The organism is Desulfobacter sp. (assembly GCA_028768545.1).
Lineage (GTDB): Bacteria > Desulfobacterota > Desulfobacteria > Desulfobacterales > Desulfobacteraceae > Desulfobacter.
The window spans coordinates 184,094-210,168 of record CP054838.1 but is presented as its reverse complement, the minus strand read 5'-3'; the positions used below and the strand labels follow the sequence as shown (position 1 = coordinate 210,168).

Genomic DNA, 26,075 nt, shown 5'->3' with positions numbered 1-26,075 from the left:
TTATTTAGCTGAGTATATCAGCTTTCATTCAACTGACACAGAATTTTGAACGCCCTCGTAATTTCTAAAAACACAGGGTCGCCTTGGGCTATGGGGTACTCTGATTCATCTTGGGTGAGGGGTTCGCCTTTTTCCAGGGTATGGTTTAACAGCCGAGTTACTTTGGTCAGGCCGGGGGGGAGGAATTTTGTTGTTTTGCCCGGGTCAACCATATCCGGGAGAATGCCGAGAATATTTTTCGCACTTCTATTAATTGAGGTCAGGCTCCCTGAGCAGTCTATGGTGATAATGCCCGACGAGACACTTTGTAAAATATCGTCGTTAAAGGTTTTCAGGGCAATGGTTTCGTTCATGCTCTTTTTCAGCCTGGCCGCCATATTGTTAAACTCCATGGCCAAACACTGAAGTTCGGTTGGAGAAGAGATCAATATGACCTGATCCAGGTCCCCCCGGCCAATGGCCCTTGCCCTGGAGGTCAGCTTTTGGATGGGCAGGGTAAAGCTTTTGACAAAGGTCATGATGACCAGGCTAACCAGTAAAACCAACAAACTTCCAAAGGTGATCACCTTGTTCCTCAGGCAGGTTATCTCTGTCATGAATTCGTTTTGACGGAGGGCGATGCCCACACTCCAGGGCTGTCTACTACAGGGGGCAAAGACCAGGAATTTATCCTTGTTTCTGAACCGATACGGCCCGACCCCCCTCTGTCCTGATTTCATGCGAAAGAGTAATTTTGAAAACGCCTTATCCCCCAGGATTTCAACGTTGTCTGCGCATTGGAGTGTACTATCCGGGTGGTAGATGATATGTCCCTGGTTATTCATCATAAATCCATACCCCCGGGTCCCCATTTTCAAGGAAGAGACAAAGGCGGTGAGCGCACTGGCACGGATTTCAAAGACAAGAAGTCCCACCGCCCGATTCGGGGTCTTAAAATCATATACCTTTTTAGACAGAAGGAGAAAGGCCTCTCCGTCTTTGTGCAGGATTTCTGAAAAGTAAAGATCCCGGTCCCAGGCTGCGGCAAACCGGGACGGGTTCCAGGGCTCTGCCTTGTCCGGGACGCCCATGATCTGTCTGCCCGTTGAATCCAAAAAAAGAATTTGCCGGCAATGGCTGTGCCCTTTCAGGTATCTTTCAATGGCGCCAGAGGGTTTTTTTGGGGTGTGCTTGGAAAAAAACTGCCGGATAAATAGACAATCCGAATACATGATAATGTCTTTTTCAATATTTTCAAAAAAGGCATCCACCTGGTGGGCGGTTTTTTCAGCCAGATGCCCCAATTGTTCCCTTGCCTGATTCTTCAGGGCGTCTGAGGCGGTTTTATAGGAAAAAAAACCCAGGGTAACCAGGGGAATCAGCCCAAAGACAAAATAGTAGAAGAAAAAATTTGACCGGATACTGGTTTTTATCCCCTTGGGGGGTATGATTCTGTTAACCACGAGCCTCCTTTTTTGCATCCATGGATGCGCCTTTTAAATAAAAATACTCTTTTCCCGGGTCCGGTCCCGCATTGGGGGCAAACGCTGTAGCACACATGCCCCCAGCCGGGACAGGCTGAGGAAATAGACTTAATCTATTGCTTTAAAATAATGAGTTTTATCTCTCCGGAGATTTAAATCGGGAGGTAAACGGTGAGATTGTATGCACAATAAAATGCCAGAAACTGCAAGCGAAAGATGTGCTTTTTTTTGAGAAATTTCTTAAAAGCGGGGTCTTAAAATTCAGGAGACGTATGCGTGTTCAATGATTTTTGGAGCCAGGAAAAAAAAAGGCATTCAAACCGTTTGTTCCGGCATCTTTTCGGGGCACAGGATAAGGATAGACAAAAAAACCGGTCCTTCCCTGAAAACAAGAAGAACCGGTTCTTTTTAAACAAACAACAAGATCATGCTATAGTCTTTCAAATATGCCTGCAGCGCCCATGCCGCCGCCGATACACATGGAAACGATTCCATATTTACCGTTCACCTCTTTGAGGTTGGCAAGGCAGGTGGCTGTGAGTTTTGCTCCGGTACATCCCAGGGGATGACCCAGGGCAATGGCACCGCCGTGGATATTGATTCTATCCATATATTTTTCAAGGCCCAGTTCCCTGATGCAGTAGAGGGCCTGGGAGGCAAAGGCTTCATTGATTTCATAGATATCAATGTCGTCAATGGTCAGGCCGGCCCGTTTCAGGACTGCGGGAATGGCATATCTGGGGCCGACACCCATTTCATCGGACCGGCATCCCACAGATGTATAGGCAACCAGCCTGGCAATGGGGGTGAGACCGAGTTCTTCGCATTTTTCCTTGGACGCGATAATGGTGGCTGCAGCACCGTCCGTGGTCTGGGAAGAGTTACCTGCGGTTACGGATCCGTTTACGGCAAAAACGGTTCTCAGTTTGCCTAACCCTTCGGGAGTGGATTGCCGGATACCGTCGTCATGCTCTACAATAAAGGATTCTTTTTTGTAGGTGCCGTCGGCCTGTTTGACAAATTTAAAGGCCGGGGTGGGGACAATTTCGGTAAATTTACCATTATCCCTGGCAGCGGCTGCCTTGTCCTGGGATGCCGCGGCAAAGATATCCTGGTCTTCCCGGGTGACATTGTAGCGGTTGGCCACGTTTTCAGCCGTGATGCCCATGGAAATATAATCTTCAGGGTTGGTCTTTGAAAATTCAGGATGGGGACGGGGCACATTGCCGCCCATGGGAACAAAGGTCATGGATTCGCAGCCTGCACCCATGCAGATGTCAGACCAGCCCATGGATACCCGGGCAGAGGCCAGGGCAATGGCTTCAAGGCCGGAAGCGCAGAACCGGTTGACGGTGGCGCCGGAAACCTCGTTGGGAAAGCCGGCCATTCTAGCGGCGACCCGGCCCAGGTTCAGTCCCTGTTCCGCTTCGGGGAAGGCGCAGCCTATCATGACATCGTCAATGTCCTTGGCTTCAAGGTTGGGGGTTCTGTCAACGGCTTCTTTCATGATAAAAGATGCCAGCTCTTCGGGCCGGGTCTGGTTGAAAAGACCTCTTCTCTGCTTGCAGCCCGGGGTTCTGACGGATTGTACAATATATGCGTCTTTCATTTGAAAGTCCTCCTTAGTTTCTGAGCGGTTTGCCGGTTTTCAGCATATGGTCGATTCTGGCAATGGTTTTTTCTTCTTTACAGAAGTCAACAAAAGCGTCCCTTTCCAGCTTGAGGATCGTCTCTTCATCAATTTCACTGCCGACTTTTACTTCGCCGCCGCTCATGACATATCCGATCCGTGTTGCCAAAAAGGCATCATGTTCGCTCATGAATTTGCCGTTGAGCATGTTGTAAAGCTCTGCCTGGATCATTCCCTGGCCTGCATTACCAAACACCTTGAGGGGCTGTTTGGCCGGGGGCACATATCCGTCATCCACCATTTTCAATACTTCTTTTTTGGCTTCACCAATGAGGTTGTCCCGGTTCATGACGATCCGGTCGGCCTGGCCGAGGAATCCGTTACTCTGGGCGCCGGGTGCAGACATGGAAACGGCTGCCATGGCAACTTTCATAAAGCACTGGATAAAGATTCTGGCCAGATCCACCTCTTTCACGGTTTTACCGGGAAGGGCAGTGACATATTTTTTCCAGAGGTTCATGCATCCGCCGCCGGCGGGCAGAAGGCCCACGCCGATTTCGACCAGACCCATGTAAAGCTCTGAATGGGCCACCATCCGGTCTGCGCCCAGGCAGGTCTCGCAACCGCCGCCCAGAACCATGCCGTAGGGAGCGGCAACCACCGGGTAGGGAGCATATTTGGCCGCCTGGATACCATCCTGGGCAACCTTTAGGAAGGCTTCGATTTCAGCATATTTTTTATCGTGGCAGAGTTTGGAGATAAAGGAGAGGTCTGCTCCGGCAGAAAAGGCGCCGGGCATGCCGCCGGCTTCATTGCCGATGACCAGACCGCAACCGTTTTTGTCCACATAGTCCCTGGCATCTGCCATGATGTCAACGATTTCACCGTTGATGGCGTTCATCTTGGTATGAAATTCTATGCAGAATACATCGTCTCCGATGTCTACAAGGCTGGCGGAACCATTTTCAAGGACGGTTTTGTTGTTGCCCTTGGCCGCAGCAATGGAAACCATGGATTTAGATACGGGAACCGCTTTGTATTCGCCTGAGGAGAAGTCGTAATAATACCGAATGCCGTTTTCAAGTTTGTAAAAAAAGGCAACACCCTTGTCCAGCATTGCCAGAACATTGGCCGGCACGTCCAGGCCTTCGGCCTTCATTCTTTCTACTGACGCTTCAACACCGTATGCATCCCAGGCTTCAAAGGGACCCATTTCAAAGTTGTAACCCCATTTCATGGAGTTGTCGATTTCAACGATGGTATCTGCGATTTCAGGTACCCGGTTGGCCGCATACTGGAAGGCATTTGACATGCATTTCCAGGCAAATTTGGCACCACGGTCTTCGCCCTTGAGAACACAGGCCATTTTTTCAACCAGGGTGGCTTTTTTCTTGGCCTCATCCAGGCAGGGAAAGGTCGGCCGGTTCAGATCTTCATATTCCAGGGTTTCAACATTCAGGACCTTGCGCAGTTTTTTCCATTCCGGAGTCAGTTCTGTCTTGTAAAAACCGCCCTGGGTCTTGTTGCCCAGCATGTTTTTTTCAACCATTTTTCCGATGAATTCGGGCAGGTTCATGGACTCTCTCTGCTCATCGTCCGTGCAGAGTTCGTAGGAGTTCTGGGCCACATGGGCCATGGTGTCCAGGCCGACCAGGTCAGTGGTTTTAAATATAGCTGTTTTGGGACGACCCAGGGCCGGGCCGAACAGGGCGTCTACTTCAGGAACGGTCAGGCCGTCTTCCACCATGAATTTGATGGCGGCGCCAATGCCATGGATACCGATTCTGTTGCCCACAAAGTTGGGCGTGTCTTTGGCCCATACAATGCCTTTACCCAGGTTTTTCTCGCCAAATCCGGCAATGAAATCCAGGATCTCCTGTTTGGTCTCAGCTCCCGGAATCAGCTCCAGCAGGTGCATGTACCGGACCGGATTAAAGAAATGGGTGCCCATGAAATGTTCTTTAAATTCCGGGGAAAAGCCTTCACAGATGTCTTTAAGAGGGATACCCGAGGTGTTGGTAGAGATGATGGCGCCTTCTTTTCTGACTTTGGCAACCTTTTCAAAGAGATCTCTTTTGATCTTGAGGTTCTCAACAACCACTTCTACGATCCAGTCGCATTCAGCCAGTTTTTCAATGTCGTCGTCCAGATTGCCAATGGCAATTCTGCCGGCATCTTTTTTGTTGAAAAACAAAGAGGGTTTTGATGCAAGGGCTGCATCCATACCTGCTTTTACAATACGGTTCCTTGCAGCAGGATCATTTTTTTCTTCGTCTGTTAAGTCAAAAGGAACGATGTCCAGGAGCAGTACATCAACACCGGCACCGGCAAGAAGGGCAGCAATCCCGCCTCCCATGATTCCGGACCCGATGACTACAGCCTTTCTGATCTTTCTTACCATGATTTCCTCCTAAAGTTCGAGTATATATTCAATATTATGAATGACCATTCATTTTGATTTATCGAAATGGGTCTGGATTGTCAAGGAAAAATATTTTTATGGGATTGGTTTGGGAATGGGTAAAATATTTATCAATTTCAAAGGTTTGTGTGTGAAAATCTCCAAAGATCATTTCCGGGGGGATCCCGGGGGGGCAAATCATCTTGAGGTATGAATTATCATTCATGAATAAAAATTTAAGCGTCTTGTAAAAATAAAAGGGGTTTGATACGGTGATTGGGTTTTTTAAACGGATATTACAAACTTGAAAGATGCCAATGCCTCGTATACCCGCAAACATACACCCTGAATTTCCTCTGAACATAGACTCAGTTACACAGGGCATTGCCTTTCTTCAGCAGGATAACGGTGACATCCCCTGGCATATCAACGGAAAAACCGATCCCTGGGATCTGGTGGAGTCGGTTATGGGACTGAACATCGGGGGGTGCCACGCCCAGGCCCTGGCAGGTCTGGACTGGCTGGTGAAGACCCAGAATCATGACGGGTCCTGGTATTCTTCATATGTAAACGGGGTGCCCGAAGACCGGACATGCGAGACCCATATGGCCTGTTACATGGCTGTGGGCCTTTTCCACCAATATTTGATTTATCGGGACAAATCAGAACTTTCCCGGTTCTGGCCTGCCATGGAAAAAGGGATTGAATTTGCCTTGACCCTTCAGACCGGATCCGGCGAAATCTACTGGGCAAAAAGTCCTGAAGGCAAGGTGGATCCTATGTCCCTGCTGGCCGGATCTTCGTCTATTTTCATGAGCCTGAAATGCGGCCTGGCCATTGCCGAAATCCTGGGCAGGAAAAAAGATGAATGGGCAAAGGCGCTCCTTCGTCTGGAAATATCCATCCAGGAAAATATTCATACTTATAATGTATCCAAATCCAGGTTTTCCATGTACTGGTTTTATCCTATTTTGTCAGGGGCCCTGAGAGGGGCAAAGGCCGCGGCCCGCGTTGACAAGTACTGGAACAAGTATGTGATTGAAGGCCAGGGGTGCCGCTGTGTCTCTGATCAGCCCTGGGTCACCATTGCCGAAACCGCGGAACTGGTGCTGGCGCTTCACGGTATGGGGCGCAAACAAAAGGCCGGTATTTTGTTTTCATGGATTCACAACCGGGTCTTTGACGATCATACCTTTTGGTGCGGGTATACCTATCCGGACATGGTGATCTGGCCGGAAGATAAAATCTCCTGGACCAATGCCGTCGTGCTCATGGCGGCAGACGCCCTTTACGGGCTGACCCCGGCCGGACGCCTCTTTGACCATGACGCCTGGAATGGGTACCGGTACAAGGACCTGGATCGTGATTAAGGATAAAAGACCCTATTATATTAAACAGGCCTGGTACAGACTTCAGGCCTTTTATGTCCGCCAGTATCTTGAACCCCAGCTGAGGTCTTTGGGGCCCCATCCCTATATTATCAAGCCCTGGTATATTGAGCTTTTCGGCGGTCCTATCTCCATCGGCAGCCATGTCACCCTCTTGGGCTGTTCTGATAAAAAAACCCGGCTGACGGTCTGGTCCGAAGAAAAGGATATCCAGGGGATTTGTATTGGAAATCATGTGCTGATTTCACCGGGGGTGAGGATTTCTGCGGCCAATTCCATCACCATCGGCGATTCCTGTATGCTGGCCAGCCATGCCTATGTCACCGACTCGGACTGGCACGGGATTTATGACCGGTCCCTGCCGCCGGATACAAAGACCAGTGTTGTTCTTGAGGATAATGTCTGGATCGGGGATTCCGCCATTGTCTGCAAGGGGGTGACCATCGGGGAAAATTCCATTATCGGTGCCGGATCCGTGGTGACTTCGGATATTCCGGCCAATGTCATTGCCGCGGGAAATCCGGCCAAGATTGTCCGGAAACTGGATGTGGACCGGGAAATGATCACCCGCAAGGACCGGTATTCAGATACCCGGGAGATGACCCGGATTCTTGAGGCCTCGGAAAAAGCCTTTTTGGACGGCAACACACTTTTTGGGTGGTTGAGAACTTTTTTTGCCCCTAAAAAAGAAACCCCCTAGCCGGGCGTTTTTTGTATTTCCCTGGAAATTTTGGCAAGATGCGCCAGGCGAATATGGATCTCTTCAATGTCAAAGGTCTGGGTCTGGTGAACCAGATCCGTTCCGAAATTTTCAAGTTCCCTGCAACCTGTCTTTGATCCAAGCGTCTTAATTTCTCCGGCAAAGATTTTGATGTCTGATATTTTCATGGCATCCTGAATCTCGGGTAAATGGGAGAGGATGTCCTGGTTCAGCTTTTTTGTGATTCTGGAATCTATTTTTTCCATGTCCAGTTTTTTAAACCCGGACCAAGGGCGGGGCTGTTTTTGAACAGGGCCGGGGATAAACCGGGTCATGGTCTGTACGATATCCTTGACTCCAAGGGGTTTGACCAGGCAGCACTCAATTTTTTTTGCAGACAATTCTTTTTCAGATGAATGATGGACAGATGCGGTCATCAAACAGATGGGAATGTGCTGGGTATCGGGATTTGCCTTTAATTGTGCTGCGGCATCCATACCGCTGAGTATGGGCATTTTAGCGTCCATTAAAATTAGTTTGGGCATCTGGGTCAGGGCTGTTTCAACGGCATGCCTGCCATTTTCAGCTTCAATGACGTTCAGGTTGACCCTTTCAAGGATTTGCCTGACCATGAACCGGATGGACTGGTGATCGTCAGCCACCAATACGGTTTCCCCGGAAAAATAAATTGTTTTAAGATCCTGGTGCAATCCAATGGGTTTGGGTTGGGCCGGCTGCCTGCCATGGCCTATTTTTATTCCCGGCAGATGGATGGTGAATAAACTGCCCCTGCCCGGGGTGCTAGACACGGAAATACGCCCCCCCATCAGCGAGGAGAGTTGTTTGCAAATGGCCAGGCCCAGGCCGGTGCCGCCGAATCTCCGGCTGGTGCCTGCAGATTCCTGCTGAAAAGATTCAAAGATAAACGCTTGTTTTTCCTTGGAAATGCCGATGCCTGTGTCCTGGATCAGGATGTCCAGGTCCAGAAGGTTTTTGGGATCGGACACCGCCGGTTTTGCAAAGGCTTTAAGGCTGATACTGCCTTTTTCAGTAAATTTTATTGCATTGCCGATTAGATTGGTGATGAGCTGGCGTAATCGCATTTCATCAAGTATCAGGGACCCGGGCATTTCAGGGGGGAGGTGGGTGGAAAACGCCAGGTCTTTTATTTCTGTTTTAACCCGGAACAAATGTTCAATTTCACTAAAGAGCCGTTTCAGGGAAACCGGCTCATTGTGAATTTTAAACTTGCCCGCCTCCATTTTGGAAAGATCCAGAATGTCGTTGATCAGCGCCAAAAGATTTTTACCGGCAGTGGTGATGGCGGCCAGGTAATCACTTTGTTGCTTTTCTGTGATCATTGAGGATAAGAGTTCACTGAATCCGATCACCGAGTTTAAGGGGGTTCTGATTTCATGGCTGACATTGGCCAGGAAATTGTTTTTTGCCTGGTTGGCCCGTTCCAGTTCTTGGTGGGAGAGTTTAAGGGCCTTTTCAGCCTGTCTGCGTTTGGTGATGTTTCTGGAATTGATCACGATCCCGGAAATGGCCGGATGGTCCATGAGATTTTTGCTCGTGGACTCCAGGGTACACCAATGACCGTCCTTGTGTTTGAACCTGTAGATGATCGTCTGGCCTTTGACCTGGTTTGGCCCCTCTGTCTCATACCTCTGGGGCAGGGCATCCCTGTCATCGGGGTGGGCATAGTCAACGGCGGGCTGCTTTAAAAGGGTTTTGGGGTCATATCCCATGATCCTCTGGGTGGACGGGCTGACATAGATGAACCGGCCGTTTTTGTCGAGGATCCAGATCATGTCATTGGCATTTTCAATCAGGGCCCTGAAATGCTCTTCACTGTATTGAAGCCTGGTCAGGGTCTGCTTCAGCCTGGATGTCATCTGGTTGAATTCCCTGGCAAGGTGGCCGAATTCATCCTTGGCATGGATGGGAATCTGGGTGTTGAGATTTCCTTTCCCGATCTCTTCCGCACCCCGGACCAGTTGTTCAAGGGGCCGGGTCAGCCGCCGGGTCAACAGCATGAGTGCCAGCGAAATAATGACGGCGGCCAGTGCAATCAGCGCGTAAAGATAGGGCCTCATCCGGTTGGAAACCCCGTACACCTCTTCCATGGGATCCACGGCCAGGATATACCATTTCCAGGGGGGGAAAAATGCAAACCGTCCAAGGACAGGCTTTCCTCCAAGATCCAGAACCAGTCGGCCGCCTGTTTCGGTCATTTTGCCGAACCAGGATTCCTGGCTGACATCAATGTCTTTAAGGTATTTGTTGGGGTGAAATACAATGGCGCCCTGGCGGTCAACAGCAAAAATATATCCCTGTTCTCCCACCCTGATCTGCCTTGTCCGGGCAATGGCATCCTGCTTGGCCTTGGTAATACTGGCAGGGATTTTTTCAAGACCGTACTTGTGGAGAATTTCATCCTGATCCTGGGCGATCTCCACAGCCATGCTCAGCCGGGTATCCAGCCAGGTTTCTCCAAGATCCAGAAGGTCAGACCTGGAAAAATGAAAGGTCGTGCCGGCTGTGGCCAATAAAAAAAAGAAAACCAGGGGAAGGGTGGTCAATAAAATTTTTTTATAGGTGCTCATGGAAACCCTTATTTTTTAGACAGAAGGAGTAGCTTGGAAGAAAAAGAGTCGTAAAAAATGAATTTTCATTATCAGGAGCGCGGTTTGTCCGTGTGAGATATAACCGAATCGGGGATATTAAGCCTATCGGATCAAGGCTTTTTTCATCTGAACGCTTCATAGCCATCTTCCTCTTATATACAAGGGAACGCCAGAAGAACGCTGCAACCGGCGTTACTCCGTGATAACCAAAATATAGGGCAGTATACACAAAAAGGTATAAAAAGCAAAACACCTGGCCAACCCCGGGTTCCTGACAAATAAAGGAAGAATGGTTCTGTTGCAAAACATTATTAATGTCTGATACAAGTCCGTTTTGGCACTAATTTGTTTGCAGAGAGATAGTATGAAAAATGAAAACCCTTTCAAGTGGCGTCATTATGAAAAAGAAATCATCCTGTTGAATGTTCGCTGGTATCTGAGATATCAACTGAGTTACAGGAATCTGGAAGAGATGATGCAAGAACGGGGCTTGTCTGTGGATCACAGTACCATTTACCGATGGGTTCAGCGCTATGCTCCTGAAATGGAAAAGCGAAGCAGGAAGTATCTGCGGCAATCAAATGATTCTTACCGTATTGATGAAACATATATCAAGGTGCGGGGGAAAATGAAGTATCTTTACCGAGCGGTCGATTCCCGTGGAAATACCATCGATTTTCTTCTTCGCAGCAGACGTAATATGGAATCTGCCAAACGATTTTTTAAAAAGATGCTGCGAGCTTCCAATAGCTCCAGACCTCGGGTTCTGAGTGTTGACGGAAATCCTGCATATCCTCCGGCAGTAAAGGCTTTGAAAGAAAAAAAGCTTCTGAATAAGGACTGTATCCTAAGACAGAATAAATATCTGAACAATATTATTGAGCAAGACCACCGGTTTATCAAAAAGCTTGTCAGAGCTGGTATGGGGTTCAAGACATTTCATTCTGCCTGGCGGACGCTAAAAGGCTATGAAATTATGAACATGATCAGAAAAGGACAAGTTAAAAATATCAGGAAGGGAGAAATTTTAAAGCAGAAAGAATTCGTCGAAAATTTGTTTTCTTATGCTGCGTAAATTTTACGCCTGAACGATCTCTTTGTCCTGGAAATATTTTTTGCAACAGAACCAAAAATAGATATGGCAACGAGTTTTCACAGGGAAAAATATATTGACAAGAAAATTGGATTTAGTATTATTAAATAATAATTAATTATACTAAATTGGCGGTGCCATGAAAACTAAACTGGGGCCTTTGTTAAGGGCCATTCGAAATTCAGCAAACCTGACCATCAAAGAGGTTGCATCCAAGGCCGGGGTCAGCTCGAGCCTTTTGTCTCAGATTGAACGGAACAGGATTTCTCCATCCTTGGATACCCTGCTTCAACTGCTCGAGGTTTACGGGGTTCCCCCCAATAAATTTTTTAAAGATTATGAAACCATGACCCGGGTGGAGATTATTAAAAAGGACGAAAGAAAGATTCATCAGCGCAAAGGGTTTAAATATGAAACCCTGTGCGGAGAGAGCCAGGCCAAAGGGAGCCATTCCTTTAATGCCTTTTTTCTGGAGCTTGCCCCGGGCCAGAAAAGGGGAGATGCGGATGACGGCCACCTGGGCAGGGAGCTGGGCATTGTTATTGCCGGCCAGGCCCGTTTGATTTACGGGGGAGAAGAGTATGAGATCGGGGCGGGTGATACCCTATCGTTTTTTTCACAGATTCCCCATGTGATCAAAAATGTTGGAGAGGATATCTTCCAGGCCTATTGGATTGTCACGCCTGCAGATGGAGAAAATTATTTTGGCGAGAAAACCGCCTAACCCTTATATGCATCCATGGGAGGATTCTATGGGAAGAACCATTGCTCAAAAAATTTTTGACACCCACCGGGTAGATGCACCCTTTGGAGATGTCAGCGTATTGCGGCTGGACCGGGTGTTCTGCCATGAAATTACAACCCCCACAGCCATTCAGGATCTGGTGGCCCGGGGAAAGGACCGGGTCTTTGATCCGGACAAGATCAAAGCGGTGATTGACCATGTGACCCCGGCCAAGGATTCTAAGACCGCCATGCAGGGGAAAATTTTAAGAGACTGGGCCGGCCGCCATGGCATAAAGGATTTTTTTGATATCGGCAACAACGGGGTCTGCCATGCCATTTTCCCTGAAAAAGGATTTGCAAGGCCCGGGTTTACCATTATCATGGGGGATTCTCATACCTGTACCCACGGCGCCTTTGGGGCTTTTGCCGCAGGGGTCGGCACCACGGACCTGGAAGTGGGGATTTTAAAGGGGGTGTGTACCTTTAAACAGCCTGAAACCTTTCGCATTGAGATTACAGGCCGTCTTTGTCCCGGGGTTTATGCCAAGGATATTATCCTGGAAGTCATCCGCCAGGTCTCTGTGAACGGGGCCACAAACATGGTGATTGAATTTTCAGGGCCTGTGGTGGACCGTATGAATATGGACCAGCGAATGACCTTGTCCAATATGGCGGTTGAGGCCGGTGCAACATCAGGGATCTGCCAGCCGGACATGACCACGGTCCAATATCTTTGGCCATTTATAAAGGATGAGTATGAGAGCCCTGAACATGCCCTGAAAGCCTATTCAGCCTTTTGTTCCGATGAGGATGCGGTTTACGCCAAAACCAAAACCATTGATGTGAGTTCTCTTGAACCCTTGACCACATTCGGATATAAACCGGACAATGTCAAACCGGTATCTGATATGGAAAATACCCCTGTGGACCAGGTTTATATCGGTTCGTGCACCAATGGCCGGTTAGAGGACCTGAGGGTGGCGGCTGAGGTGTTGCGGGGAAAGAAGATCTCTTCTTCGGTCAGGGGGATTGTTTCTCCTGCCACCCCTGATATTTTTTCAGCCGCCCTGGATGAAGGACTGATCAAGGTCTTTATGGATGCGGGATTCTGCGTCACCAATCCCACCTGCGGGGCCTGTCTGGGCATGAGCAACGGGGTGCTTGCCGACGGAGAGGTGGCGGCTGCCACCACCAATAGGAATTTTAACGGCCGCATGGGCAAGGGGGGTATGGTCCATTTGATGAGCCCTGCCACGGCAGCGGCAACCGCCATCCAGGGAGAAATTGTAAACTCTGTTCTGTTCAGCGGTCAGGAGGCCATATGAAAACATTTGAGGGTAAGATCTTGTGTCTGGACCGGGCCGATATCAATACCGATGAAATCATTCCGGCCAAATATTTGACTGAAATTGATAAAAAGGCCATGAAGCCTCATCTGCTTGAAGATTTAAAGCTGGAAGGGTTTAATCCTGAAACGGATTTAAAGGGAATCTCCGTCATTGTGACCCGGGAAAATTTCGGATGCGGATCTTCAAGGGAACATGCCCCCTGGGCATTGGAGGAAAACGGCATTAATGTGGTGATTGCCCCAAGTTTTGCCCGGATTTTCAGACAGAATATGTTCAACTGCGGGATGTTGGCCATTGAATTGACCCCATCAGATATTCAGGCCCTGTTTGACCTGTCCAAGGATGCCGGTTCAAAATTGTCTGTAGACATAAACAAGGGGGCCATCAGGGCAGAGGCCAAAGACAGGGAACTGACCCTTGGGTTTCATCTTTCCGAATTTGACAAAGCCCTGGTTCAGACCGGGGGCTGGGTGGAATACGCAGACCAGAACTATTAGCCTGAAAACTTCATAACCTGAAGGTCAGAAACTGACAATTTGAACTTGGTGGAACTGCATTTTTTGGCGTTTTTGAACCCAAGCATAAATTTAAGGTGAGGACCTCAACAGGCGTTGTTTGATCGCCTCATATCTTGTGGGCTGCCCGGGTGAGTTGTCCGGCCAGCCCATTTTTTTTGTGCAAATTTTTCTTGACTTGTCCTATCTATTCATGAAAATTAGTGAACGTTATTTTTTTAAATATCTTTAGGTTTTTGCATAAAGGGGAGGCTTGAATGGGGAAAATAGTGGACGCAGCGTTGATTTCACGCTTTCAAAAAGAACAGCTTTTAGACCTGTCAAAACGGTCATCCACTTCGGTGGTGGCCCATTTCGCTCTTTTTGTCTTTGTTGCTTTTATCACTCCCATGAAAATGGATCATCCCATGATTCTGTCCGGGTTTGGTATTGTTATTTTTTTGATTTCCTTTTTAAGAATGGTCCTTGCCAAAAAAATACCCCATCTCTATGATCGAGCCCCTGGCCGATGGACTGCCGTGTTTATGGGGATGAATTTTTTATCCGGTATTCTCTGGGGGGGGGGGGGCGGCCTGATCATGGCCCTGTTTTATGCCCTGGAATGGCCCTTTTTATTTACGCTGGTCATTAATTGCGGCCTGGCTGCTGGTGCCACCTCTTCTTTGGGGCCCCACCAGGGATTATCCAGAAATTTTACCCTTGCCATGCTTTTGCCGGTGACCTTGTGGGGATTTTATAACGGCAGCTCTTTGGGGATCGGCATGGGCATTCTCTGCTCCTTTTCCATGTTCATGTTCATCCGTATGGCCAAGGATAACTATATTTGGTACTGGGAATCCATGGCCTCAAATGAACAGATTTCCAGCCATACCCGGATCATGGAACGGGTATTTAAAGGGGTGAATGCAAATGCGGCCCAGTTGAATCAAACCTCCAAAAATTTAGGCCGGTCCTCAGGAGAGATGGCAAAAAATGCCAATGAGATGTCTGATCAGCTTTCCTGTGTGGTTGAAGTGGCCGAGCAGGTAACAGGCAATTTACATTCAATGGCCGGTTTAATGGCCCGGACCACGGATAATTTTTCCAATATTGCCTCGGCCAGCGAAGAGATGACCGCCACCATTGCCGATATTTCCCAGACCACGGATACCACCCGCCAGATTACGGCCCGGGCCGTGTCCCAGAGTGCTGAGGTCATGTCTCTGATGTCTAACCTTGGCCAGTCTGTCACAGCCATCAACCAGATCACCGAAGCCATTGGGGATATTTCAGAACAGATTAACCTTTTGGCATTAAATGCCACCATTGAGGCGGCCAGGGCAGGTGACGCCGGAAGAGGCTTTGCCGTGGTGGCCTCTGAAATAAAGGACCTGGCCGTTCAAACCTCGGGATCTGCCGGTGAAATTAGCCGTCAAGTCAAGGAAATCCAGGAGGCTACCCAGAATACGGCCGGGGAAATGGACGCCATCGCATCCATTGTTCAGGAGGCCAATACACGGGTGGAGGGCATTGCCAAGGCGGTTGAGGAACAGTCTGCAGCCACCAATGAAGTCTCGAGAAATATCCAGGAGGCCTCCCAGGGTTTTGCCCGAGTTAACCAGATGACCGGGGAAAACGACCAGGGCCTTGCCCGAGTGGCAAAAGATATTGCAGGACTCAAAGACCAGGCCCGTGCAGTTGAAACCGGGGCTGCTGCCGTGGATCAGGACGCTGAAACCCTAAGCCGCCTGGCCGGGGAGATGATTTGCCTTGTGGCCAGGGATGAAAATAAATAAAAGACGGCCATCCCAAGGGCGGCAGATTGGGGTCAGGTTTTCAGCTGCGTCCCCCGCTCCAGTGAAGCCTTGTTTTCAACACCTTAAAATAAGAGTGGTCTTCAAAGGAAAGCATTTGGATATTGTTCGGGCTTTTTCTGACAAAAATTTTGTCCCCGGGATCCATTTCAAATCCTTCCTGGCCGTCCAGGGTGAGGATCATATCTTCGGGGCTGCCTTCCAGCCTGATTTCGACCCGGGTGTGATCAGGAATTAAAAGAGGCCTGTTGGTCAGGGTAAACGGGCAGATGGGGGTAAGGATGATAGAGGGTACGGCCGGATGGACCACAGGGCCTCCGGCGGCAAGGGAATAAGCTGTGGATCCTGTGGGGGTGGCCATGATAAGGCCGTCGGCCCTGTAGGTGGTCAAATAGGTATCATCCAGGAAGACGGCGCAGGAGGCCAGCCTGGACAGGGCAGCCTTGTTGATCACGGCATCATTGAGCACATCCTCTTCAATGATCAATTGGTTGTTTCTGACCACCTTGATGGAAAGACGCCTGCGTTCCCTGATAATATACTCGCCCTTGAACACCGATTCAATGGCTTCGTAAAGAAGGTCTTCCGTGGTTTCGGCCAGAAACCCCACCTCTCCGAATTTTACGCCCATAAGGGGGATACCCGAGTTTCCGATATACCGGGCCACACTTAAGAATGTACCGTCTCCGCCCAGAACCACGATACAGGTCAGATCCTTGGGTACCTCTGCTTTTTTCCGGGCATGGGTATCAATGACCAAACATTGATCTCCACGCTCCTGAATAAGGTTTCGGGCTATTTTTTGGGCATGGTCTTCATTTTTTATGACAAGCCCGATACGCTGTTGGGTCACAATTTCATCCTTTGTAATTAATGGTCAGCACGGGCCCAGTTTTTCCCGGACCCGAAGTTGACCTTTAAGGGCACTTTTAAGGGGGTCACATTTTCCATGATTGTTTTGGCCAGGGCAACGAGCCTTTCTTCTTCTTTGATTGGTACCTCAAAGATGATCTCATCATGAACGGACAAGAGCATTTTGGATTTCATTTCTTCTTTGATTAATGCCGCTTCCATCTGGATCATGGCCAGTTTGATCAGGTCTGCGGCACTGCCCTGAATGGGGGTATTGACCGCTGCCCGCTGGGCAAAGTTTCTCAGGTTGGCATTGGAGGACCTGATATCGTCCAGCCGCCGTTTCCGGCCGAACAAGGTTTCGACCTCGCAGGTCTCTTTGGTTTGTTTGACGGTCTGGTCGATGAACGCCTTTACCCCTGAGTACCGTTTGAAATAATGATCAATATAGGTGGCAGCCATCTTCCGTGAGATGCCCAGTTCATTGGAGAGCCTGAATGCGCTCATTCCGTATACAATGCCGAAGTTAATGGCCTTGGCCTGGCTGCGCAGCTCGTCAGTTACAAGGCCGGGCAATACCTGGAAGACTTCCAGAGCCGTCCGTGTATGGATATCCTCGTCATTGTTGAACGATTCGATTAAAATGGGATCATCGGCGCAATGGGCCAGCACCCGCAGTTCAATTTGGGAATAATCCGCCGAAACCAGGGTGCAGTCTTGGGCCGGGATAAAGGCCTGTCTGATCTTTTTTCCCTCTGGTTTGCGGATGGGGATATTCTGAAGGTTGGGCTTGGAAGAAGAGAGACGGCCCGTTACCGTGATGGTCTGGTTAAAAGAGGTATGGATTCTTTTGGTTTCCGGGTGAACCAATTGGGCCAGACTGTCCACATAGGTGGATTTGAGCTTGCCAAGGGTCCTGTATCTGAGCAGTTTTTTGGGCAGATCATGATCCTGGGCCAGGGCGGTTAACACATGGACATCTGTGGAGTACCCGGTTTTTTTCTTGGTTTTTTTTACTGTTTTAAGCCCGAGTTTTTCAAACAGGATCACCCCCAGCTGCTGGGAGGAGTTGATATTGAACTTTTCTCCTGCCAGATCATAGATTTCTTTTTCAAGGCCGTCCATTTCCGCTTCAAACTCTTTTGACATTTTTGACAGTTCACCGGTATCCACTCCGATTCCTGCCATTTCCATCCGTGCCAGGACAGAGACCAGGGGCACTTCCAGGGTATCCATCAAAGAAGAAAGCCCTTTGGCCTGAATCTGTTTTTTAAGTTCCCCATGGGCCATGAAGGTGAGATCGGCATCTTCGGCAGCATAGTCGGCCGCCATGTCAAGGGGGACCTGGTCAAATAAGATCTGGGTTTTGCCTTTGCCGGCCACCTCTTCATAGGAGAGCATTTTGTACCCGAACAGGTTCATGGCAATGCGGTCAAGGCTGTGCCCCCTTGTCCCCGGGTTGATCAAATGGGAGGCGATCATGGTGTCAAATACGATCCCCTCAAGGTTGATTCCGTATCTTGCCAGGACAATATAGTCATATTTGATATTCTGACCCACCTTGTGGATTTCAGGATCTTCCAGAAGGGGTTTGAAAATTTTCAGGATGTCCTGCTTGGAGGGTTGCTCAATATCATGGGTATGGCGGTGGCTGACGGGAATATAAAAGCCTGTGTCCTCCTTGTAGGAAAATGAAATTCCCACAAGGTCCGCTTCCATGGCGTTTTTGGAGGTGGTTTCCGTGTCAATGGCAAAAAGGCCTTTATTCTCAAGAACCTTGGCCAGTTTTTCAAGTTCGTTCATTTCGGTGATCAATTTGTAGACTTTTTTGGACTTGTCTGCCTTGTCTGCAAATTCTGTGGCCAGGTTTTTGAACTCAAAAGCCTGGAACAGTTCAAACGCTTTGTGGGTGTCAAAGGGTGAGAGCTTAAAGTCTTCAATTTTATCCTTGACCGCCACCTGCTGATCAATGGTGGCAAGGTCCCGGCTTAAAAGAACAATGTCTTCTGAATTTGATAAGTTCTCATGGAGCTTTTTTTTCTTTTTTAAACTTTCCAGGTTTTGGTAGACCCCGTGGATTGATTCAAATTCCTTTACCAGGTTGAGGGCGGTTTTAGGCCCCACCCCTTTGACCCCGGGGATGTTGTCCGAGGTATCTCCGGCAAGTCCGAGCACATCTATAAATTGTTCAGGTTCTATGCCCATTTCCTCTTTGACGGCGTTACGGTCTGTGATTTTGTCCTTCATGGGGTCCCAGAGAATGCAGTCGTCGGTGACAAGCTGGATAAAGTCCTTGTCCCCTGTGACCATGACGACTTTGAACCCCTGTTCCTGGGCCAGGCGGGCATAGGTGCCCAAAAGGTCATCGGCCTCAAATCCGGGTTTCTGCACAATGGGGATGTTCAGGGCGGCTGTCACCTCTTTGATATCCGGTATCTGCAGGGTAAGATCCTCAGGCATGGGCGGACGGTGGGCCTTGTACTCCTTATAAAGCTCATGGCGGAAGGTCGGGCCTTTGACATCAAAACACATCATTGCATACCGGGGCTGCTTTTCCTTGAGCAGTTTTAGCAGGATCCGGGTGAATCCAAATGTGGCATTGGTGGGATGTCCCTTGGATGTGGAAAGGCTGCGGATGGCATGAAACGCCCGGTAAAGAAAGGCGCTGCCGTCAATGAGGAAAATGGTTTTTTCTTCCGCCATGGTGAGATTCCTTGATTTGCGTATTGAAATATTCTTAAATTATGGGCATATATACTATCTTTTTAAGGAAAGGAGAAGTATATTATGCCTGAAAAAGCCAGTACCAGGAAAGAAAAAAGACGGCTCAAGAGAAGCCATCGCTGTCATTGCTGCGGACAGGAGGCCATGTTCTGCTGGCAGTGCCGGTGCGGGTTTTCCATGTGCCAGACCTGCATGTATGAAAACCAGTGGGGAATGACCTGCAACGGAATTACCTGGGAATGTCCGGACTGCGGCGCCCAGAACGGGTATGGAAATCAATAATCAAAGGGGAGAGGACCATGGACAAACTTAAGGTTGGAACCTTGATATCTGGCGGGGGCACTAATCTTCAGGCGATTATTGATGCCTGCCATGCCAATCGTATAGATGCAAAAATTTTGTTTACAGGTTCTGATGTCCCCGGGGTAAAGGGGTTGGATCGAGCTCACAAGGCCGGGATTGAGACCTTTGTCGTGGATTATGGCCAAATCATTTCATGGGGCTGGAAGAATAATTTGGACGAGATCCTTCCTTCTGATTTTAATTTGGAAGAAATTTTGGGCAAGCAAAAACTCTTTGATGTGAAAAAAGAAAAAGACAAGGCTGTCTTTTTTTTCAAAACCCGGGCCATTGCAGAAAAAAAGCTTTTGGACCATATTTTGGCCTATGATATTGAACTGCTGGTGCTTGCAGGGTTTATGCGGGTGCTCACCCCCTATTTTATCGATCGGATAAACACCCTTCCGGGCAAACATCGAATCATGAATATTCATCCGGCACTTCTGCCCTCATTTCCCGGCACGGACGGATATGGGGATACCTTTGCCTACGGGTGCAAGGTGGGGGGGTGTACAGTCCATTTCATTGATTATGGTGAGGATACAGGCCCGATTATCGGGCAAAAGGCATTTGAAATCAATGAGAATGACACCCTGTATGAGGTGAAGAAAAAAGGGCTGGAAAAGGAGTGGGAACTTTATCCTGCCTGTATTCAAAAATTCGCCCAGAACCGATAGCGTTTAATTTTTGAATACATTGCCAATTCAAGCGGCTAAAAAAGATTCGGGCCTTTCGGGGTTATCCGATATTCAAAAAGGAATCTGCCATTTTAACTGAAGCCATGTAGAAACCGGGCAGGCAGCGGATCAGTTTCCCGTCTTTTTCACCCTGGAACCGATGGTGGTTCCATACCCCATGCTCAAAACTGATGATCAGATCAAGAAGCTGCTGGAATTGGGGGTCTTTACCCAGCAGGGCATCTTTGAGCCTGTCTGAAAGAGTGATGCTGGCGAGGATCTTTGGCATGGGCATGTCCATGATGGCATCCATGGATGAGAAAAGGCCTATGGTGAACAATTCTTCGGTGGTAAATCCTGTTTTAATGAGACTGCCACACTGCTCGCACATTCCGGCCCTGATGATGGATGAACGGACCAGTTCGTTGGGTTTGTCCGGGTTTAAATCAGAGACCACCACCACATTGATAAATTTTTTCAGTTCATCGATTCCTAAAAAAGTGATGGCATCCTTGATGGCATCAATGGGCGAAGGGCGATTAAAATAGGCTGAATTGATGAATTTAAGCAGTTTAAAAGAGACTGAGATAGATTTTTTAATCAAATCTTCGATGAACTTAAAATCAGGGTCTTGCCGGCTGGTTTCGCTGAGCAGCTTAAGGTTGGTGGTCTGGCTTGCGGAAATGTCTTTTTGGGACAAAATTTCAGGTTTGGAGAAAAAATATCCCTGGAAGAGGCCAAAACCCATCTCCTTGGCCTGTTCAAACTCTTCATGGGTCTCCACCTTTTCGGCCAGCAGGGTGATGGGCCTGTCCTTGAGAACAGAAGAGAACAAAGGCTGTAAGGTGTCCAAAGGGGTTTCAATGAGATCAAATCTTATTATGTCGCAAAGATCTTATCATCCCATCAAATTTTTTGTCGTATACAAAATCATCTAAGGCAATGCGGAATCCCTGGCGCTTGAATTTCTTGAGCGCTTCAATCACCGCAGGTTCCGGCTCAATATCTTCTAATACTTCAATAATGATATGCTCTTTTGGAAAAAGCAAGGGGGTCTGTTTTATCAGAAGATCCTGGGTGAAATTGATGAGTCCGGGTTTGCCGCCAAGGATATCTTTGAGCCCAAAGGAGAAAAAGGTGTTGGACAGCACTCCTGAGGTCGCCGTGTCGCCGTCAATGTCGGGAAAGGTGTTTTTCAGACCCAGTCTGAACAATAATTCATACCCGAAAATTTTTTTTTTGGGCGGTTAAAACCGGTTGACGGGCAACAAAGATTTCCATGGACGACCAAGCTCCGTTTTTTTAAGTGATTTGTCAAACATGAACGATGGTGACAGTATAATGCCATTGAAAAGGGAAATCAAGAAGAACCCGGCTCTGCCCACCATATGGCCGAGACCCGGAATTGCCGGAAAATCCGGTTTTTTATAATATGAGCCAGGCCCTTATGACTAAATGAAAAAAGGGGAACCCGTCATTTTCAGGACAAAAGCTTGAGCATCAACGGAACTGCGGTCATGGTGCCGATGGAAGATCCTATATTGGTAAAAATGACCACGAGAAGGATCCGGGTGACATTGTTTCGCCAGAACCCCCGAACAGAGGTGATATCTTCTGGAATGGCTTCCAAATCGCGGACCTTGGGTTTTCTGGAAAAGGCTTCCACCAGTCCGGAGACCCAGCCTGCAGCGATCATGGGGTTTAAAGAGGTTAATGGGGCGGCTATAATGGAGGAGATAATGGTATATGGATGTGCCAGGGCCACCAGGGCACCCATGCCCGCAAAAATGCCATTGGCCAGGATCCAGATCCAGATCATATCAGCACCGGCTGTTTTTCCTTCCATCATGAATCCTGCGGCAAAGAGCAGGAAGATCAGTCCGGGAATCAGCCATTTGAGAATTTTACCGGCATGGCCTGGTTTGGGGATTGTGTTGAGTTCATTGACATCTATGGCGGTTTTTTCCTGAATATATGTTTTGATTCCGGGAACGTGGGCCGCCCCCACAACCGCTATGATTTTTTTGCCCGGAGCGGTTCTGATATGGTCTGCCAGGAATTGATCCCGCTCGTCAATCAGGGCTTTTTCAATAATCGGGTGGGCCTCTTTAACATCCGAAAGCAGAGACTGGAGAATATCTTCCTGCTTCATTTTTTCAATGTCTTCTTCTTCAATGGCGTCGGACTGGCCAAATGAAAAGACCATGGAAAATACCAGCTTGAGTTTTTCAAAAAAGCCCATCCCCGGCCATACCCGGGACAATGTCGTCTGTATTTCCCGGTCTGCCGCCACCACCCTGGCCCCTGATTTTTCTGCGGCAATAATGGCATTGAGCATTTCCTGGCCCGGTTTGATGTCAAATTTATCTGCAATTTTTTTCTGAAAAGAGGAGAGCAAAAGATTCATGAACAGCATCAGGGCTTTTTTATCTTTGATGATTTTTACAATGTCCATGTTACGCCACCGGTCTGCATCCTTGATGGCTGACAGCCGGGTGTTGCACAGTTCAACGCATACCGTATCCGGCGTTTCATCCTCAATGGTCTGGGTCACAAGTTCGGCGCTGCGCCGGGATACATGGGCGGTTCCAATAAGGATGATTTCCTTGTCCTCCCAGGATAAGCAATGAATATCATTCTCTTTTTTTTTGTCCGCTTCCATGCTGTTGACTGCCTTTCATAAGGATTAACTCAAGGATGTGTATTATAAGCATAATATTTATCATGGCAATACAAAAAAGGTGAAAATCTTGACCTTGCCCCTTTGTTCTGATATTTATCTTTTTTATGAAATCCATTGATGAACAGATACTGCGGGCGACCAAGGAGATCATTGTCAAGTTTATTGAGATGGGCAGACTCTCGCCCTCAAATATGCATGAGTCGTTTAAGGATATCCATGCAACAATCAACGAAACCGTTAAAAAGAATTTAGATCCCCCTTCCCATGACACACCAAAATCCTGAATCCGTTTTAAACCGGGTTCGGACCAGTATTGAACAAGGACTTAAAAAAGGATGGACAGGCCTTTTATGGCTGCTGAAAATTCTGGTGCCCATCTCTTTTTTTACCGCCCTTTTGGTCCATTTCAAGCTTTTATTTTATCTGGATTTTCTTCTTGAACCCATGATGAGTTTGATCCATCTGCCTGCCGCAGCTGCCGTGGTGCTCATCATCGGAATGTTCACAGGGATTTACGGGACTGTGGCCGCACTTTCTGTGATGTCCTTTTCCATGGATCACATGACTTTGATCGCCATATTTACCCTGATTTCACATAATCTTATCCAGGAAAGCATTGTCCAGGGCAATTCCGGGATCAATCCCTTTAAGGCGGCCGCGTTCAGGCTGGTGATGGCGTTTGTGGTCACCTTTGTCTGCGGAAAACTTATGGATGTCAGTCCGGGGCTCGCCTCTGCTGCGGCACTCGAGGCCGGGCAGCAGGGGGGTGGCCCCTTGGGGCCCATGCTCAAAGACTGGACCCTTGGGACTTGCGCACTCTCCCTGCAGATTTTGTGCATTATCATGCCCTTGATGGTTATGCTTGAACTGGCCAAGACTTTTCAGGTGATAGAAGCGGTCACAAAGATCTTTTCTCCTGTTACCGCTTTTATGGGGCTTGACCGCTCCTGCGCCATGCTCTGGCTGACTGCATCGGTATTTGGTCTGGCATACGGGTCGGCCGTGATTGTGGAAGAAACCGGGACCAACAAGTATGATAAAGAGGCATTGACCCGGCTCCATCTCTCCATAGGCGTGAACCATGCCATGATTGAGGATCCCGCACTTTTTCTGCCCCTGGGCATTTCTGTATTCTGGCTGTGGATTCCACGGCTTGCGGCTGCCATGGCTGTGGTCTGGCTGTATTCTGGATTTTCTTTTGCAAGGAGGCTCTATGCTAAGCGCGTTGGCCATAAAAAACTTTGCGATCATTGAAGATATCCGCATTGAATTTGCTGCTGGTCTTTCCGTACTGACAGGGGAAACAGGGGCGGGTAAATCTATCATTATTGAGGCGGTGAATCTCCTGCTGGGCTCCAGGGCATCGGCAGATCTGGTTCGTACCGGTGAAGATAATGCCGAGCTGGAAGCTTTTTTCGAGATTGAAAAAACCTCCCATGCCGCTCAAGTGATGGAAGGCCAGGGCATGGATCCCCGGGACGGTCTGATCATTCGCCGGGTCATATCCAGTTCCGGCAAAAGCCGGGTCTATATCAACTCCTGCCAGTCCACCCTGGATTTTTTAAAACAGGTCACCTTTAATCTGGCATCCATTTCAAGCCAGCATGCCCACCAGGGGCTGTTGCGCCAGGAAAACCATCTGGATATTCTGGATGAGTTTGCCCGTACCCTGGATTTGCGCAAGGCGGTTTCTGAGCTTTATCACAAATTGCTGCCCTTGAAAAAAGAGATTCTTGCCCTGGAGCTAAGGCAGGCGGCTGCACAAAAAGAGCTGGATTTGCTCAAATTTCAGGTGGACGAGGTTGAAGGGGCCGATATCAGGCCGGGTGAAGATGAGGACCTGGCAATAAAAAGAGAGCAGCTTAAAAATTCCGCCCAGATTTTTGAAACCGTAAACGGGGCCATCCATGACATATATGACCGGGACGGGGCCTTGCTGGAACGGATCTCTTCTTTGTCTGAACGGTTTGCACGTTTCGGAACGAGTGACACCCGGTTAAAAGAGATTTCCGACCGGCTGGACACGGTCTCTTTTGACCTGCAGGATATTATTTCAGATCTCAGAGGCTATGCAGATACCATTGATCTGGATCCTGAATCCCTGGAACAAGTGGATTTGAGGCTGGACGAGATTTCAAGGCTCAAGCGAAAATACGGGGGAAGTCTTGAGGCCCTGTTTGACAATTACAAGACCATGGCAGGGGAGCTTGAGGAAAATTTGGGCCTGGGGAAAAAAATAGCAGGCCTGAAAAAAGAACAAGCCCGGTTGGAAGGGCAGATCCGTCAAAAATCAAAGGCCTTGTCCATGCGGCGTCAAAAAGAGGGAATTGTCCTGGCCGATCTGGCCCAGAAGGAGCTGGCCGGACTGGAAATGGGTCGGGCCAAATTTGAAGTGGCGTTTTCCGTTGTCCCTTCGGAAAGTCCTGAAGATATTGCCACGGAGGCCAGGGAGAAAATATTTTCCACAGGCATGGACCGTGTGGGGTTTTTGATCAGCCCCAATCCCGGTGAAGCACCCAAGCCCTTGGCCAAAGTTGCCTCCGGCGGAGAGCTTTCCCGGATTGTTCTTGCCCTAAAAGCCGTGCTGTCCCAGGGCCAGTCCTTTGAAACCCTGGTTTTTGACGAGGTAGATGCCGGGATCGGCGGTGCCACATCTGAAAAAGTAGGGCTTAAGCTCAGAGAATTAGGAGATGTCCACCAGGTGATCTGCATTACTCATCTGGCCCAGATCGCCAGATATGGCGCCCACCAGTTTAGGATTTTTAAACAGGTGGTCAATGACAGAACCGCAACCTCAATTGTTCCCTTAACCTCCCGGGATGAGCGGGTGGAGGAAATCGCCCGGATGATCGGCGGTAAGGATATTACCCGTGCCACCCGTGCCCATGCCAGAGAGTTGCTTTCCACACAGGGTCATCGCATGTAACTTTTATTAAGATTCGTCCTTACCCGGCAGGAATAGGTGAGGGGGATTCCGTTAAATCTTAAGCGGTCGTCCTGACCGCTTAAGAAGCGGAAATGATCGGACCTATGCCGTCCTGGCGGGCCGCTCATTTACGCCACTCCACCCCCTTCACCCTATCCCAGCCTGGCTCTCTTGGCTTGCTATAGT

At 48.8% G+C, this 26,075-nt stretch carries 19 protein-coding genes and 1 pseudogene; 12 read left to right on the top strand and 8 right to left on the bottom strand.

The window, feature by feature from the left end; translation table 11 throughout:
* Positions 1-17 precede the first annotated feature (17 nt).
* From HUN05_01005 to HUN05_00995, 3 genes are all read right to left on the bottom strand, one after another.
* Positions 18-1,442 carry a HAMP domain-containing protein gene (locus tag HUN05_01005; protein ID WDP83920.1) on the bottom strand — a complete coding sequence of 475 codons (1,425 nt, stop codon included), beginning with the start codon at positions 1,440-1,442 and terminating at the stop codon, positions 18-20.
* A 451-nt stretch (positions 1,443-1,893) separates the two neighbouring features.
* Positions 1,894-3,072: a thiolase family protein gene (locus tag HUN05_01000; GenBank protein WDP83919.1), complete on the bottom strand. Its 1,179-nt coding sequence runs from the start codon at positions 3,070-3,072 to the stop codon at positions 1,894-1,896.
* A gap of 13 nt (positions 3,073-3,085) precedes the next feature.
* A complete protein-coding gene (locus HUN05_00995; protein WDP83918.1) occupies positions 3,086-5,494 on the bottom strand; it encodes a 3-hydroxyacyl-CoA dehydrogenase/enoyl-CoA hydratase family protein in 2,409 nt (802 codons plus the stop codon).
* A 317-nt stretch (positions 5,495-5,811) separates the two neighbouring features.
* On the opposite strand from HUN05_00995, the gene HUN05_00990 reads away from it, so the two are divergent.
* Together HUN05_00990 and HUN05_00985 are read left to right on the top strand one after the other, a co-directional pair.
* On the top strand, positions 5,812-6,864 hold the full coding sequence (locus HUN05_00990; GenBank protein ID WDP83917.1) for a phenyltransferase domain-containing protein: 1,053 nt from the start codon (positions 5,812-5,814) through the stop codon (positions 6,862-6,864).
* Complete coding sequence (locus HUN05_00985; protein WDP83916.1) at positions 6,857-7,582, top strand: acyltransferase; 726 nt, start codon at positions 6,857-6,859, stop codon at positions 7,580-7,582. The genes HUN05_00990 and HUN05_00985 overlap by 8 nt, the downstream gene beginning before the upstream one ends.
* On the opposite strand, the gene HUN05_00980 is transcribed toward HUN05_00985, so the two are convergent.
* Entirely contained in the window at positions 7,579-10,191 is a 2,613-nt protein-coding gene (locus HUN05_00980) for a PAS domain S-box protein (protein ID WDP83915.1), read from the bottom strand. The genes HUN05_00985 and HUN05_00980 overlap by 4 nt on opposite strands.
* Before the next feature lie 385 nt (positions 10,192-10,576).
* Between HUN05_00980 and HUN05_00975 the strand changes: the two genes are divergently transcribed.
* The 5 genes from HUN05_00975 to HUN05_00955 all read left to right on the top strand — a co-directional run bounded on the left by HUN05_00975 (position 10,577) and on the right by HUN05_00955 (position 15,670).
* Positions 10,577-11,287: an IS6 family transposase gene (locus HUN05_00975; GenBank protein WDP83914.1), complete on the top strand. Its 711-nt coding sequence runs from the start codon at positions 10,577-10,579 to the stop codon at positions 11,285-11,287.
* Positions 11,288-11,444: 157 nt separating this feature from the next.
* Positions 11,445-12,029, top strand: coding sequence for a helix-turn-helix domain-containing protein (locus HUN05_00970; protein ID WDP83913.1), 585 nt, complete (start codon positions 11,445-11,447; stop codon positions 12,027-12,029).
* 28 nt (positions 12,030-12,057) lie between these two features.
* On the top strand, positions 12,058-13,356 hold the full coding sequence (locus HUN05_00965) for a 3-isopropylmalate dehydratase large subunit (GenBank protein WDP83912.1): 1,299 nt from the start codon (positions 12,058-12,060) through the stop codon (positions 13,354-13,356).
* The gene (gene leuD / locus HUN05_00960; GenBank protein WDP83911.1) at positions 13,353-13,877 is read left to right on the top strand and encodes a 3-isopropylmalate dehydratase small subunit; all 525 of its coding nucleotides are present in this window, start codon (positions 13,353-13,355) and stop codon (positions 13,875-13,877) included. The genes HUN05_00965 and leuD overlap by 4 nt, the downstream gene beginning before the upstream one ends.
* Positions 13,878-14,152: 275 nt before the next feature.
* Positions 14,153-15,670: a hypothetical protein gene (locus tag HUN05_00955; protein ID WDP83910.1), complete on the top strand. Its 1,518-nt coding sequence runs from the start codon at positions 14,153-14,155 to the stop codon at positions 15,668-15,670.
* A 40-nt stretch (positions 15,671-15,710) separates the two neighbouring features.
* On the opposite strand, the gene HUN05_00950 is transcribed toward HUN05_00955, so the two are convergent.
* Together HUN05_00950 and polA are read right to left on the bottom strand one after the other, a co-directional pair.
* The gene (locus tag HUN05_00950; GenBank protein ID WDP83909.1) at positions 15,711-16,541 is read right to left on the bottom strand and encodes an NAD(+)/NADH kinase; all 831 of its coding nucleotides are present in this window, start codon (positions 16,539-16,541) and stop codon (positions 15,711-15,713) included.
* Between the two features lie 17 nt (positions 16,542-16,558).
* On the bottom strand, positions 16,559-19,243 hold the full coding sequence (polA, locus tag HUN05_00945) for a DNA polymerase I (protein WDP83908.1): 2,685 nt from the start codon (positions 19,241-19,243) through the stop codon (positions 16,559-16,561).
* Positions 19,244-19,327: 84 nt separating this feature from the next.
* Between polA and HUN05_00940 the strand changes: the two genes are divergently transcribed.
* Both HUN05_00940 and purN read left to right on the top strand, forming a co-directional pair.
* Positions 19,328-19,546: a hypothetical protein gene (locus HUN05_00940; protein ID WDP83907.1), complete on the top strand. Its 219-nt coding sequence runs from the start codon at positions 19,328-19,330 to the stop codon at positions 19,544-19,546.
* Between the two features lie 17 nt (positions 19,547-19,563).
* Positions 19,564-20,280: a phosphoribosylglycinamide formyltransferase gene (gene purN / locus HUN05_00935; GenBank protein ID WDP83906.1), complete on the top strand. Its 717-nt coding sequence runs from the start codon at positions 19,564-19,566 to the stop codon at positions 20,278-20,280.
* A gap of 61 nt (positions 20,281-20,341) precedes the next feature.
* Here purN and HUN05_00930 read toward each other — a convergent pair.
* A pseudogene (locus HUN05_00930) lies at positions 20,342-21,561 on the bottom strand (EAL domain-containing protein).
* A 199-nt stretch (positions 21,562-21,760) separates the two neighbouring features.
* A complete protein-coding gene (locus HUN05_00925; GenBank protein WDP83905.1) occupies positions 21,761-22,942 on the bottom strand; it encodes a TraB/GumN family protein in 1,182 nt (393 codons plus the stop codon).
* Positions 22,943-23,067: 125 nt separating this feature from the next.
* On the opposite strand from HUN05_00925, the gene HUN05_00920 reads away from it, so the two are divergent.
* Genes HUN05_00920 through recN form a run of 3 tightly spaced genes read left to right on the top strand, consistent with a single transcriptional unit; the run spans position 23,068 to position 25,889 of the window.
* On the top strand, positions 23,068-23,247 hold the full coding sequence (locus HUN05_00920; GenBank protein ID WDP83904.1) for a conjugal transfer protein TraB: 180 nt from the start codon (positions 23,068-23,070) through the stop codon (positions 23,245-23,247).
* On the top strand, positions 23,216-24,217 hold the full coding sequence (locus HUN05_00915) for an iron transporter (protein ID WDP87863.1): 1,002 nt from the start codon (positions 23,216-23,218) through the stop codon (positions 24,215-24,217). Before HUN05_00920 ends, HUN05_00915 begins: the two co-directional genes overlap by 32 nt.
* Complete coding sequence (gene recN / locus HUN05_00910) at positions 24,177-25,889, top strand: DNA repair protein RecN (GenBank protein WDP83903.1); 1,713 nt, start codon at positions 24,177-24,179, stop codon at positions 25,887-25,889. Before HUN05_00915 ends, recN begins: the two co-directional genes overlap by 41 nt.
* Positions 25,890-26,075 lie beyond the last annotated feature (186 nt).